The sequence below is a fragment of the uncultured Tateyamaria sp. genome, assembly GCF_947488715.1.
Lineage (GTDB): Bacteria > Pseudomonadota > Alphaproteobacteria > Rhodobacterales > Rhodobacteraceae > Tateyamaria.
Genome location: NZ_CANLAG010000002.1, coordinates 228,496 through 241,446, shown reverse-complemented (window position 1 = coordinate 241,446; position 12,951 = coordinate 228,496). Strand labels below are relative to the sequence as shown.

Sequence of the window (12,951 nt, the reverse complement as noted above, 5' to 3'; positions counted from 1 at the left end):
CGCGCCTAGTAAAGCGGAAAGGGGCAGCACATGCGCATTCTCATCACCAATGACGACGGCATTTCGGCACCGGGCCTTGCGGTTCTGACCGACATCGCGACCGCACTTGCGGGACCGGATGGCGAGGTCTGGACCGTGGCGCCGGCCTTTGAACAGTCTGGTGTGGGGCACTGTATCTCTTATTCCCGGCCGTTCATGATCCAACAGCTGGCCGAGCGGCGGTTCGCGATTGAGGGCAGCCCGGCGGATTGCGTGCTGGCGGGGCTGCACCAGGTGCTGGACACGGCCCCCGACCTGATCCTGTCGGGCGTCAACCGGGGCAACAACTCGGCGGAGAATGCGCTTTATTCCGGGACCCTGGGCGCGGCCATCGAAGGGGCGCTGCAAGGCGTGCTGTCGATTGCGATCTCGCAATATTACGGCCCTGCCAATCGCGACCTCGACAACCCGTTCGAGGCATCGGCCATCCATGGCAAAGCGGTGGTTGAGCGGATTATTGCCGCCACGCCCAGCGGTCAGCCGGGGTATCAACTGTTCTACAATGTCAACGTGCCGCCCGTGGCCGCAGCAGACGTCAAAGGCACGCGGCTGGTGCCGCAGGGGTTGCGCCCCGGCACCGGGTTTCACACCGAGGCGACGACCTCGCCTACGGGCCGCGATTACCTTTGGATCAAGGGCGGCAACCAACAGGTGCAGACGGCGGCGGGCACCGACGCGGCGGTCAATCTGGATGGCTATATCTCGGTCACGCCGATGCGCGCGGACCTGACGGCCCATGACATGCTGGACACGCTCGGGGCCATCGCCACATGAGCGCAGAGCACAGCGAGGACGACCTCGCCACCCGCAAGATGCAGTTCCTCTATGCGCTCCGCTCCAAGGGCGTGACCGACAAGCGCGTGTTGCAGGCGATGGAGGAAATCGACCGGGGGCCCTTTGTACGTGGGCTTTTCTCGGAACGCGCGTACGAGGATATGCCGCTGCCCATCGCCTGTGGGCAGACGATCAGTCAGCCGTCGGTGGTGGGGCTGATGACGCAGGCGCTGAACATCAGCCCGCGGGACAAGGTGCTCGAGATCGGGACCGGATCGGGCTATCAGGCGGCGATCCTCGCGAAACTGGCGCGGCGCGTCTATACGATCGACCGGCACCGGCGGCTGGTGCACGAGGCGCGCGCCATCTTTGAAGAGCTGGATTTGCATACCATCACGGCGCTGACGGCGGACGGGTCACATGGGCTGCCGGATCAGGCGCCCTTTGACCGGATCATCATCACCGCCGCTGCCGAAGACCCCCCCGGCCCTTTGCTGGCACAGTTGAAAGAAGGTGGCATTATGGTGCTGCCTGTGGGTCAATCCGATGCCGTCCAGAGCTTGATCCGTGTGCACAAGACCGCATCGGGCCTCGAATATGACGAAATGCGCGACGTCCGCTTTGTCCCGCTGCTCGAGGGCTTGGGCAAAGAGTAGAACTGGTGTAAAAGATGCGCGACCGACAAGGCCCCCGCGAACGAGGGGTCCGGCGAGAGGACGACGCAGATGACCCCGAGTTTCCCCACCCCCCGTTTGCGCACGCGTGGGCCATTGATGATTGCAACCTGCGGCCTGCTGGTGCTGACCGCCTGTGACGAGCCGCTGGATTTTGACCTGCGCGGCATTGGGGGCGGGTTTACCACCGCGCAGGCTGCGCAGAACGCCACCGCGGACCGCCCGCGCCCGGATGCGCGCGGTGTGATTTCCTATCCCAACTACCAGGTGGCTGTGGCCCGGCGCGGGGACACGTTGACGGACGTGGCCAGCCGTGTGGGCCTGCCGCCCAACGAACTGGGACGGTACAACGGGATCGAACCGGACGTGCCATTGCGCGCCGGAGAGGTCATCGCCCTGCCCCGCCGTGTGGCCGAACCGTCGCCCGCAACAGGCGCCATTGGCACCGGACCGATCCAGCCGTCTTCGGTGGATGTGACCACGCTGGCCGGAAACGCCATCGACAACGCAGCCCCCACCCCGGCCACGGCCGCGCCGACAGCGTCCCTGCCACAAACCGGGCAGGAACCGATCCGGCACCGGGTGGAACGCGGCGAGACCGCCTTTACCATCGCGCGGCTCTATCAGGTGCCCGCCAAGTCGCTGGCCGAGTGGAACGGCCTGGGTGCCGACTTTGCCGTGCGCGAGGGGCAGTTCCTTTTGATCCCGGTCGCGCGTGTGGCCGCACCGCCGCGCAATGCAAACGCCAATGGGACCACCGCCCCCGGCTCTGGCACACCCACGCCGTTGCCCCCCAGTGCGGCCAAGCCATTGCCCGAGGACGACACCGCGAACCCACCCCCCGGATCGCCCGATCCCGACAAACCCACGGCAGATGTGGGTGAAACGACCACAGCGGCCAAACCCGCGCAGATGGCGCTGCCCGTGCAGGGCAACATCATCCGCGAATACGCCAAGGGCCGCAACGAAGGCATCGATATCAAGGCAGCACCCGGCAGCCCGGTCAAGGCCGCGACCGGTGGCACCGTCGCCGCCATCACCAAAAGCGCCGAAGGCGTCCCGATCATCGTGATCCGCCATCCCGGCAACCTGTTGACCGTTTACGCCAATGTGGACGGCGTTCAGGTGGCCAAGGGCGACACTGTCCGGCGCGGCCAGGCCATCGCCAAACTGCGCAGTGCTGACGACGACGCCTTTGTCCACTTTGAGGTGCGCGACGGTTTCGACAGCGTCGATCCCGGCCCCTTCCTGAAATAAGGCGCACCTGCGGCAACTGTGGCGCGGTTCCTACCCCAGCGGGTGAACCCGCCACATTTGCCTAAAAATGACCTCTGATTTATCGAAAACGGCGGCGTATGGCCCAATCCATGCCCTGTTGCTGGATCAGAAACAATCCAAGGAAACAACTTGGATTGGTTCGGGCCCATGCCTGTCTTTTATGGATACAGTTTTGCCCTGCGCGGCATTCAGACAACCGTCAACGGAGCGGCGAACAACTATGCCTTCGCTCCGTCCGGCACCTGGAGCTATACCGGCGACACCACCTATTTCGTCGTAAACGAGAACGATGGTGCCACGAACTTTAACGGTGACGGAGCCAACAACGAAACGGTGCAGGCGCAAGAGCGGTTTGGCGCGATTGGTCAGCAGACCGTGTTCATCGGCGGGGTCGAACGCCAGATCATCTGGGATTACACCTTTACGGTCACAGACGGCACGACCACGTGGCAGGTTGCGGTCATCGATGTCGACCTGAACAACGACAACGATCTGAACGATGGGGCCAACGCCTCTGCGAGCGATGAGGACGGGTATTTCCTGGTCTTTCCGGACGGGATGCCACCGCCGAACACGAACCTGACCATTGGCGGGATCGTGGACAATGGCGAGTTGGTGCCGCACACGTCACTGGGCGGGACCGTCGTGTGTTTTGCCTCGGGCATGATGATCGACACGCCCTGCGGTGCGCGCAGGGTCGAAGACCTGTCCGAGGGCGATTTGGTCCTGACCGCCGCGTCAGGCCCACAGCCCATCCTATGGGCTGGTCAGTCCACAGTCGCGGCCACAGCGGACATCGCTCCCATCGTGATTTCCGCCGGCACGTTGGGCAATGACAGCGATCTTGTGGTCTCTCCGCAGCACGCCATTTTGCTATCGGACTGGCGGGCGGAAATGCTGTTTGGTCAGGACGAAGTGCTGGTGCGGGCCAAAGACCTTTCGTGCATGGACGGTGTCTATCGCAAGGTTGGCGGGCGGGTGACCTATCATCACATCCTGCTTGAGACACATAACGTGGTGCGATCCCACGGCATCTGGAGCGAGACGCTCTATCCCGGTGCAATTGCGATGGGTGCGGTCGGAGAGGAAGCTCGGCACGAGATTGAGCGGCTGTTCCCGGACCTCACTGGCTATGGCCCGATGTATGCGCCATGCCTCAAAGGCTATGAGGCACAGCTATTGGCGGCCTAGATAGCGACGCCGCGTCGACCGGCAAGGTCGCAGAAATACTGCCAGGCCACGCGCCCCGACCGGGACCCGCGTGTGGCCTGCCATTCAATCGCCTCGGCCCAGAGCGTGTCATCGTCGATCTCGACCCCATAGGCCGCACAATAGCCGCGGATCATCGCCAGGTACTGATCCTGATCGCAGGCATGGAAGCCCAGCCACAGCCCGAACCGGTCTGACAGCGACACCTTTTCCTCGACCGCTTCGGACGGGTTGATGGCGCTGCCGCGTTCGTTTTCGATCATGTCACGGGGCATCAGGTGGCGACGGTTCGACGTGGCATACAGGATGACATTATCGGGCCGCCCCTCGATCCCGCCATCCAGCACCGCCTTGAGCGACTTGTAGTGCTGGTCATCATGGCTGAACGACAGGTCATCGCAAAAGAGGATAAACCGCGCCGTGTCAGCGGTACGCAAAAGGTTCAGCAGACGCCCCACAGACGGCAGATCCTCGCGGTGCAGTTCGACCATTTTCAGATCTTTGTATTCTGCCTCAAGTGCGCCATGGATTGCCTTGACAAGGCTAGATTTTCCCATGCCTCGTGCACCCCAAAGCAGGGCGTTGTTCGCAGGCAATCCAGCCGCAAACTGACGGGTGTTGGCCAAGAGCGTGTCGCGCGACCGTTCAACCCCCAACAGCAGATCCAAAGGCACGCGCGACACATGCGTCACAGGCTCCAGCCGGTCCGGTCCCGTCTGCCAGACAAAGGCCGAAGCCGCGTCAAAATCAGGGGCCGCCAGAGGCGCCGGAGACATCCGCTCCAGCGCCGCAGCGATGCGATCCATGGGGTCGTCGATCATCTTACTTCAACTCGTCCTCGGGCAGATCACCCAGATCGTCCTCGTCGTCGAAATAGCCCTCTTCGCGCAGCTTGGCATCGCGTTTCTTTTCAACGCGGGCCACCAGCCAGATGGAAATTTCGTAGAGGCCGTAGACCACAGTGAACAGGATCAACTGCGTGATGACATCAGGCGGCGTGACCACGGCAGCCAGCACCAGAATACCCACCATCGCGTATTTGCGCACATTGCCGAGGCCTTCGGAGCTGACCAGCCCCGCCTTGCCCATCAACGTCAGCAGCACAGGCAGCTGAAAGCACAGGCCAAAGGCCATGATGAATTTCAGAGTGATATCAAGGCTTTCGTTGACCTTGCCGTTGAACACGATGGTCGGACCATCGCCAGGTTCAGTGGCCGAGCCAAGGATCGAGGCAAACATCGACGACGCATCGGCAAAGCCCAAAAGGAACCGCATCGCAAGCGGCGTAACCACGAACTGGGCAAAGCTGGCACCCAGTATGAACATCAGCGGCGAGGCGATCAGGAACGGCAGAAAGGCGTTCTTTTCCTGCTTATACAGTCCCGGCGCCACGAATCGCCACATCTGGTAGCCGATCACCGGAAAGGCGATGCCAAAGCCGAACACCATCGACACGCGGAACAGGGTGAACAGGTATTCCTGTGGGCTGGTATATTGGAACGTCGGCGACGGATCACCCAAAGCGCGCAACGTGCTTTCAATCGGGGCTAACAGGAATTCCAGCACGTGCGCTGCGATAAACTCGCCTTGGATCGGCACGAAAAAGATCGTGATCGCGATGATGAACGCGATCACGGACCGGATCAGCCGGGTGCGCAGCTCGGCGAGATGCTCGATCAGCGGCGCGGTGCTGTCGTCCATATTGTCAGTTTGGCTCATCTAGCTCTCTTTCGGGGCCTGCGCTTCCAGCTCTTCGGCGCGTTTGAGCGCGTCGGCTGCTTCCTGGGTCTTGCGCTCGGCCTGCGCACGGGCGGTAGCCGCCTGGATCTTACGCGCGTTCTCGGCACGTTCCGCCGCCAGCTTGCCGGTTTCGCTGTTCGGGTCCAGATCGCTCAGGGATGATGTCACGTCGCGTGCGGCGTCCTTGACCCCGTCCATGGCACTGCCCACCGGGTTGGTGGCGGTGTTGATCGTGCGCTGGATGTCCTTGACGCCCGCCTCATCCGCCGCCTGGTTCATGGCCGTCGAGAACTCGCGCGCCATGCCGCGGGCCTTGCCCACAAACCGCCCCACCTGGCGAAACACCATGGGCAGGTCCTTGGGGCCAATCACGATCAGCGCCACGATCCCGATGATCAGCAGCTCGGCAAAGCCAAGGTCGAACATGGATCAGACCTTGTCTTTTTCAGTCTCGGGCGTAATGTCCTTGGCCTCTTCGGCGCTTGCCGCTTCCAGCTCGTCCTTGCCCTCGTTCACGCCCTTCTTGAAGCTGGTGATGCCCTTGCCGACTTCACCCATTAGGCTCGAGATTTTGCCCCGCCCAAACAGCACCAGCACCACAACAGCGATAAGCAGCAGGCCCGGAAGTCCGATGTTTCCAATTCCCATTGGTCTCTCCCATGTCTTTGGCGACGGAATGCCGCCTGTCGCCTCCAGATTTATGAAAAGCCCACTCGCGCCGAAAGGGTCAGACACGCGTTGCAAGTGGTCTGAGGCCGGAAAAGCCGTAAAAATTTCGGTGGCCTGCATCCAACTGACAGGTTAGTGTCAGTTGGATCTCTCTAAACCGGCCGCATCACGCATGAACCAAGAAGGAGACCTATCGATGCGCGTCCTCACCACTTCCCTCTTTGCCCTCACCATCGCCCATGCCGCCAGCGCCGAGGGCGCTGGCCCGTCAGGCCCCGTGTCCGAAATTGTGACCTTCCGCCTGATCGAAGGCACCAGCCCAGCCGCGTTCATTGACGCTGCGGATGATATGGGACCATTCCTGCGCAGCACGGATGCCATGGTTAAACGCACCCTGTCGGTCGACGACACCGGGCTCTGGACCGATCACATCGTCTGGACGTCGCTCGACGCCGCAAAATCCGCTGCCGCCGCCATGTTCGAACGCCCCGAAGCCGCCCCCTTCATGGCCATGATCGCACCCGACGGCATGGACATGCGCCACGCCGCGATCCAGTTGCAACAGGAGTGATATGCGCCGCACCGACCGACTCTTTTACCTGATCCAGATCCTGCGCGACGGCAAGCTGCACACCGCGCAGGAGATGGCAGAAATCTGCGAGGTGTCGGTGCGCACCATCTACCGCGACATGGACACGCTGGTGGCGTCCGGCTTGCCTGTGCAGGGGGAACGCGGCGTGGGTTACATGATCACCCAAGCGATCAGCCTGCCACCCCTTACCCTCACCACCGAAGAATTGGAGGCCCTGAACCTCGGCATGGCAATCGTGGCCGAGGCCGCAGATGACACGCTCAAGACCGCCGCGCGCACGCTGGCTGACAAGATCGACGCAGTCCTGCCCGAACGCACCGTGGCGGACGCTGACAAGTGGAAATTCGCGGTCTACCCTTTTGCCGACGCGGTACGCGGCTTTGCCCAGATGCCCACCCTGCGGGCAGCCATCCGTGCCCGGCAAAAGCTGCAACTGACCTACCACTCCAAAGGCGACCGCATCACCACGCGCACCGTGCGCCCGCTGCACATGGAATACTGGGGCCGCGTCTGGACGCTGACCACCTGGTGTGAACTCCGAAACGATTTCCGGGTGTTCCGCGTCGACCTCATCCAGACCGCCGAAGCATTGCCCGAACTCTTCACCGACGAGCCCGGCAAGCGCCTGCAAGACTATGATCCAACGCTCTGACGCCCCAAGGGTCGGCGGGTGGGCGCCTTTTGCGCCGCAGAGGCGCAAAACAGAGCACCCGACACCCTAACGCACCGGCAGGAACACCTCGATCGCCGCCACGGCCATCACGGCCACATCACCCGCCACAGGCACATCAAGGCCCCCAGCTTCCGCCACGACCTCAACCTGACCGTAAGGCAACAGGCCAGCAATCAGCTCCACATCCACCGCCTCAGGCCGCGGCACGCCAATATGCACCACGATGCGCATGGACTCGCGATCCACACCCAACGTGCCAAAAATCGGCAGCGACGCCCCCTGCAGGGCCTGCTCCACCGCGCGCCGCGCAGCTTTGGTGTCATCCCGCCCATGCAGATCGACGCCCTGCGCCATCTCGATGATCAAACGCTGCTCTGCCATCACGCGCCCTCCACCGACACGACCAGCGCCGCCTGCGCCATCACCGTCGGATTGCCGACCCCCTCGGGCCGCACCACATCAAGGCCGCCATGCCCCACGACAAAGGACGTGCGCCCATAAGGAAACACCTCGGCCAGCACGGACGTATCCACCAGATCGGGCCGCGCACAGCCCACATGCACCTCGATCACCATGTCCTCCTTGCCGACACCCATATATTCCGCAAGGTTGATCGAATTGCGCCACAACGCCGCCCGCACGGCACGGGCCGCGGCTTCGGTATAACTGCCCCGGCGCAACGACGTGCCCAGACCAAATTCCACAATCATCGGCCCACTCATGTGCGCTCCTCACTTGCAAAGACAAAACACTTGTCGCGCCGGATCCGCAGCCACATCACCGTGCCCGCCTGCGGCAGGAACACCCCCGGCACCGTCACTTTGATCACCGATGCATCATGGTCAAGGCGGTATTCCACAAGGCTCTCGTTGCCCATGAACCGCGCGCGGATCACTTGCGCCCGCGCCGCCGTCCCTTCAGCGGCCGTAGGCCCCGGCCCAACGCCCGCCCGGTCAAAATCAATCTTCACATGCTGAGGCCGAAACACGATGTCCACTGGCGTTCCATCCGGCACACCCGGTGCCAGAAACCGGCCAAAGGGTGTCATCGCCAGCGCCCCATCGACCACCGATGCCAACCGGTTCGCATCGCTGAAAAATGCGACCGATGCCCGATCGGCGGGCCGCGTGTAAACGTTGTATGGCGCGCCGCGCTGCACCACCTGCCCGTCGCGCATCAGCGCAATCTCGTCGGCCATCCGCATCGCCTCGTCCGGCTCATGGGTGACCAGCAAAACACCGGTATCCTCTTCCTTGAGGATCGCCAGCGTCTCGTCGCGGATCCCGTCACGCAACCGGTTGTCGAGGCCCGAAAACGGCTCATCCATCAGCATGATCCGTGGACGCGGCGCCAAGGCCCGCGCCAGCGCAATCCGTTGCTGCTCGCCGCCCGACAGCTGATGCGGAAACATGTCGATGAACCGCCCCATGCGCACACGGTCCAGCATCTCTTCGACCCGTGCCCGCTTTTCCTCGCGTGACCCGCTCAACCCATACGCCACATTGCCCGCCACACTCAGATGCGGAAACAGCGCAAAATCCTGAAACATAAGGCCAATTTCCCGCCGTTCGGGCGGCACACGGAACTTGGTGTCGCAGATCAGGGCACCATCCACATAGATCTCGCCCGAGTCCTGCATCTCGACGCCTGCGATCATCCGCAAGGTCGTCGACTTGCCGCAGCCCGACGGCCCCAAGAGGCATGTCACCTGGCCCGGCTGAATCGAAAGGCTGACCCCATCGACCACACGGCGGCCGCCAAAACTGCGCACCAGATTGCGAATTTCCAGCCGAGGTGCCGTCACGTTCCGCCCATTCCCGATCAAAACAGTCGGGAGGTATCAGGCCCGGCGCGCGCCCGCAAGCACCGCCGCAAAACCAACGGCCAGAACAACCACGCAGATCACCAGAAGCTGCTCATATTTGTGGCCCTCCGGCAGCAGAGTCGCAAAGAGGCTCCAACCCCGCCCGAAATAGGCCACCGCGCCCAAAACCGCCGCACCAAAGGCCATCAGATAGGACCAGACCGGCACAGCCCGCCCCATCACCAGACCCACGATCAACACCGGCGTCAGGAACATCGACGCCGTGCCGCTCACCGCCACCGCATCAAAAAGCGTCGCGTTGCCCCACACAGTCAAACCGGCCCCCAGCGCCATAAAGACGACCATGACCAGCCGCCCGCCCAACAGGCTGCGCGGCGCGGCACGGACCTCTTCGACGACCAAACGTGCGGCCGAGGCCAGCGCCGAATCCAAGGTCGAAACGGCGGACACCAACAGCGAAAGCATCAACAGCGCAAACACCCATCCCGGGAACATCACACCCCAGGTGCCGATCAACTCTGCCTCATAGGTCGCGCCGACAAGGCTGGCCTGAATGCCAAAGAACCCGAACCCGATGATGCACAATGTGGACAACCAGAACGCATGGAGAAACGAAGCCCGCGTGGTCCGCGCATCTGCCAGAAACCCCCGGTCCATCATCACCGGATCATGCACAGGATAGGAAAAAACCTGTAAAGCGGCCACGGCCAGCAAGACCCAGCCGTTGTACGCACCCGCCGTACCAGGTGCCGTCAGGACTGCCCCCAACGAAAATCCAGGGCTCAGTACGAGATAGGCAAGCGCCACACTGAACACCGCCAGAAAGACAATCATCTGCGCCACGTCGGTCCGCAACGCCGCACTCAGCCCGCCCCAGGCCGAATAAGCGAGGCCCAACACGGCAACCACAACAATGGCCGCCGTAGCACTGCCCTCAAGAACCGCACCCGCGATCAACCCAACCACCAGCAAATTGGCAAAAACCTCAGACAACAGGCGCAACGCGATGACGATGTTGTACGCCCCGGTGCCCAAGGCCCCGAACTGGCCCGTCAGCCAATCCTGCACCGACATGGCCCCGCGCGCGCGCAAATGACCCACGACATACGCACCCGTCAAAAAGCTACCGTAGTAGGCGGCATAGGCCAGCGTACCGGCGATCCCATAGAAGTAGCCCAGAATGGCCGCGTTCATCAGGCTGCGCGCAAAGATCCAGGTGGTCACCTGGCTCAGCACCAGAACCCACAAACCGGGCGCACGTTCGCCCACGCGTCCGGCAAAAAACCCTTCGACCGTGGCGCGGCGCGGCGCGGCCAGTATGCTGACAGCAATCACAAGGGCAAACAGCCCCATCAACAACGGCATACTCATGGGCAAGGGTCTTTCCTGTGACGTCTTTGCACGGCGAGGTAACAGTCACACCGCAACCGAACCAGCCCATCCACAAACTTGTGATGCGGTATCAGGGTCGGTGGGGGGGCGCCTTTTGCGCGCCAGCGCAAAACAGTGCCCCACCGACCCTACACGATGTCAAATGTGGTCTCGGCCCGGTCCACACCGTTAACCTGCACCACCAGACCATGCGTGCCGGGATGCAGTTCAAACGTCGTCGCATTGGCCTTCAAAACATGACGCTTTTTCAAAACCAACGGTTTGGGCGTTTTGACCGCCCCAACCTTCAGCTTGAACACCTTTTCACCACTGCGCCCGTTTGGTCGGGCAAACCGGATACGGTAGTCCACCAGAACCGGCACATCCTGCGCGGCTTCAAGCGTCACAGTAAATTCCAACGCCTCCCCCAAAACCACACGCGGCGTGGCAACGTCTACGCGCACATCGACCTCCGCATCCTGGGCAAAACCGAGCATGTCCATCGCACCGGCATGCCCGTCCTTGATCAACGTCCGCAAGGCATGACGCCGCATCCAGTCACGCTCTTTCTCCACTTGATCGCCCGCCGCGTCCCAGGCCGCCAACCGCCCCAACACAGTATCAGGATCGAACTTCGCAATATCGTTGAGATGATTGGCCACCGACCGCGTCACAAACCGCGTGCTGTCCGCCTGCAACCTGTCCAGCAAGGGCAATGTCTGATCCAGCGTCAGGTCCACCTTCTGCGCCCAGGGCAATTTGGGTCGCATGCCCTCGCTCACCAGACGCCGCACGTGGTAATTCTCGTCCCCCGCCCAAACCGCAAAACGCGCCAGCGTCTCGTCCGGCCAGCGGTTGAGAAAGGCGCGGATATAGAACTCCATCGAAAACCGCTGTGTCGCGGCATGCAGCAGATCAAGCGCCCGCTCCCTGTGCGCCTCCAATCCGTGCCGCACAGCCAGAATTCCCGGCACCGCATGGATGAACCGGCCAAAGTCGTCGTCCCGCAGTGTCGGATCCAGGCGCGGTGGCATCGCCGCCTCGATCTGGTCCGCCATGGTCGGAAAGTCCGGCGCCAAATACGGCTCCAGACAATCGGCAAACCAGTCAAGGCACGCCATCAACGTCCGGTCCGCGATGCCCGAAACCGCAGCACGGTGGAACGCATCACGGTCAAACCCCGGCACCGCACCGGCGTATTCATCCGCCAAATCACCTACGCTATCCGCGTTAAACAGCTGATCCTTCAGCGAAAATGTCGGTGCGGCTTTGGCCATCAGATGGTCGCCACCGTTGCACCGCCATCCAAAAGCAGGTTCTGACCCACGATGAACCCGGCATGCTGAGAACACAAAAACGCGCAGGCTGCGCCAAACTCTTCGCGTGTGCCGTAGCGCTGTGCGGGGATCGTGGCGGCACGCTGCGCACGGGCCTCGTCCAACGTGATGCCCTGCGCCGCAACAACACCACCGTCCAGCGCATCGGCGCGGTCCGTGGCGTGGATGCCGGGCAACAGGTTGTTGATCGTCACGCCCTTGCCCGCGACTTGGCGCGAGGTGCCCGCCACATAGCCGGTCAAACCCGTGCGCGCCGCGTTCGACAGACCCAACACGGGGATCGGCGCCTTGACCGACTGCGAGGTGATGTTGACCACCCGGCCCCATCCGCGATCCATCATGCCCGGCACCAGTGCCTTGATCAGCGCGATGGGCGTCAGCATGTTGGCATCAAGTGCCGCTATAAAGTCATCGCGGTCCCAGTCGTGCCACATCCCCGGAGGTGGGCCACCCGCATTGTTCACCAGAATATCGGCATCCCCCGCCGCCTCAATCAGCGCCGCCTGCCCGTTCGAAGTTGTTACATCCGCCGCAACCGTCGTGACGTGGACACCGTGCGCCTTGCGCAACCGTTCGGCGGCCGCCTCAAGCGCATCCGGCCCACGGCTGTTCATCACCAGATGTACGCCCGCAGCGGCCAGCGCCTCGGCGCACCCCAGACCCAACCCCTTGGACGATGCACAGACGACCGCCCGCTTGCCCGCAATTCCCAGATCCATGACTTTTCTCCTGTCGTGATGTCACCAACTGGTAACGGCCCCCTCACCAAT

At 62.6% G+C, this 12,951-nt stretch carries 16 protein-coding genes; 6 read left to right on the top strand and 10 right to left on the bottom strand.

Translation table 11 applies throughout. The features are described from left to right. Window positions 1-30 precede the first annotated feature (30 nt). From surE to Q0936_RS05470, 4 genes are all read left to right on the top strand, one after another. A complete protein-coding gene (gene surE / locus Q0936_RS05485) occupies window positions 31-813 on the top strand; it encodes a 5'/3'-nucleotidase SurE (RefSeq protein WP_299296727.1) in 783 nt (260 codons plus the stop codon). Next, complete coding sequence (locus tag Q0936_RS05480) at window positions 810-1,469, top strand: protein-L-isoaspartate(D-aspartate) O-methyltransferase (RefSeq protein ID WP_299296726.1); 660 nt, start codon at window positions 810-812, stop codon at window positions 1,467-1,469. Before surE ends, Q0936_RS05480 begins: the two co-directional genes overlap by 4 nt. Window positions 1,470-1,538: 69 nt before the next feature. Further along, window positions 1,539-2,744 (top strand): peptidoglycan DD-metalloendopeptidase family protein, encoded by a 1,206-nt coding sequence (locus Q0936_RS05475; RefSeq protein WP_299296724.1) that lies wholly within the window; start codon window positions 1,539-1,541, stop codon window positions 2,742-2,744. Window positions 2,745-2,912: 168 nt separating this feature from the next. Continuing rightward, the gene (locus Q0936_RS05470; protein ID WP_299296722.1) at window positions 2,913-3,956 is read left to right on the top strand and encodes a Hint domain-containing protein; all 1,044 of its coding nucleotides are present in this window, start codon (window positions 2,913-2,915) and stop codon (window positions 3,954-3,956) included. Here the strand turns inward: Q0936_RS05470 and Q0936_RS05465 are convergent. From Q0936_RS05465 to tatA, 4 genes are read right to left on the bottom strand one after another with little or no spacing between them, the layout of a single operon-like run. Next, window positions 3,953-4,795: an ATP-binding protein gene (locus Q0936_RS05465; RefSeq protein ID WP_299296720.1), complete on the bottom strand. Its 843-nt coding sequence runs from the start codon at window positions 4,793-4,795 to the stop codon at window positions 3,953-3,955. The two genes, Q0936_RS05470 and Q0936_RS05465, sit on opposite strands and share 4 nt — an antisense overlap. A 1-nt stretch (window position 4,796) precedes the next feature. Then, complete coding sequence (tatC, locus tag Q0936_RS05460) at window positions 4,797-5,693, bottom strand: twin-arginine translocase subunit TatC (protein WP_299296718.1); 897 nt, start codon at window positions 5,691-5,693, stop codon at window positions 4,797-4,799. Next, window positions 5,694-6,140, bottom strand: coding sequence for a Sec-independent protein translocase protein TatB (tatB, locus tag Q0936_RS05455; protein ID WP_299296714.1), 447 nt, complete (start codon window positions 6,138-6,140; stop codon window positions 5,694-5,696). It abuts the gene before it with no gap. Between the two features lie 3 nt (window positions 6,141-6,143). Further along, window positions 6,144-6,362, bottom strand: a complete 219-nt coding sequence (gene tatA / locus Q0936_RS05450) for a twin-arginine translocase TatA/TatE family subunit (protein WP_299140640.1) — start codon at window positions 6,360-6,362, stop codon at window positions 6,144-6,146. 217 nt (window positions 6,363-6,579) lie between these two features. On the opposite strand from tatA, the gene Q0936_RS05445 reads away from it, so the two are divergent. Next, on the top strand, window positions 6,580-6,954 hold the full coding sequence (locus tag Q0936_RS05445; protein WP_299296712.1) for a hypothetical protein: 375 nt from the start codon (window positions 6,580-6,582) through the stop codon (window positions 6,952-6,954). Window position 6,955: 1 nt separating this feature from the next. Further along, window positions 6,956-7,627 carry a YafY family protein gene (locus Q0936_RS05440; RefSeq protein ID WP_299296710.1) on the top strand — a complete coding sequence of 224 codons (672 nt, stop codon included), beginning with the start codon at window positions 6,956-6,958 and terminating at the stop codon, window positions 7,625-7,627. A 66-nt stretch (window positions 7,628-7,693) separates the two neighbouring features. On the opposite strand, the gene Q0936_RS05435 is transcribed toward Q0936_RS05440, so the two are convergent. The 6 genes from Q0936_RS05435 to Q0936_RS05410 all read right to left on the bottom strand — a co-directional run bounded on the left by Q0936_RS05435 (window position 7,694) and on the right by Q0936_RS05410 (window position 12,900). After that, on the bottom strand, window positions 7,694-8,029 hold the full coding sequence (locus Q0936_RS05435) for a Lin0512 family protein (RefSeq protein ID WP_299296708.1): 336 nt from the start codon (window positions 8,027-8,029) through the stop codon (window positions 7,694-7,696). Then, complete coding sequence (locus Q0936_RS05430) at window positions 8,029-8,370, bottom strand: Lin0512 family protein (protein ID WP_299140633.1); 342 nt, start codon at window positions 8,368-8,370, stop codon at window positions 8,029-8,031. Before Q0936_RS05430 ends, Q0936_RS05435 begins: the two co-directional genes overlap by 1 nt. Beyond that, window positions 8,367-9,452, bottom strand: coding sequence for an ABC transporter ATP-binding protein (locus Q0936_RS05425; protein ID WP_299296705.1), 1,086 nt, complete (start codon window positions 9,450-9,452; stop codon window positions 8,367-8,369). The genes Q0936_RS05430 and Q0936_RS05425 overlap by 4 nt, the downstream gene beginning before the upstream one ends. A gap of 36 nt (window positions 9,453-9,488) precedes the next feature. After that, window positions 9,489-10,844, bottom strand: coding sequence for a sodium:proline symporter (locus tag Q0936_RS05420; RefSeq protein ID WP_299296702.1), 1,356 nt, complete (start codon window positions 10,842-10,844; stop codon window positions 9,489-9,491). Between the two features lie 149 nt (window positions 10,845-10,993). Beyond that, window positions 10,994-12,121: a DNA alkylation repair protein gene (locus tag Q0936_RS05415; protein ID WP_299296699.1), complete on the bottom strand. Its 1,128-nt coding sequence runs from the start codon at window positions 12,119-12,121 to the stop codon at window positions 10,994-10,996. Next, on the bottom strand, window positions 12,121-12,900 hold the full coding sequence (locus Q0936_RS05410; protein ID WP_299296696.1) for an SDR family oxidoreductase: 780 nt from the start codon (window positions 12,898-12,900) through the stop codon (window positions 12,121-12,123). The genes Q0936_RS05415 and Q0936_RS05410 overlap by 1 nt, the downstream gene beginning before the upstream one ends. Between the last annotated feature and the right edge of the window lie 51 nt (window positions 12,901-12,951).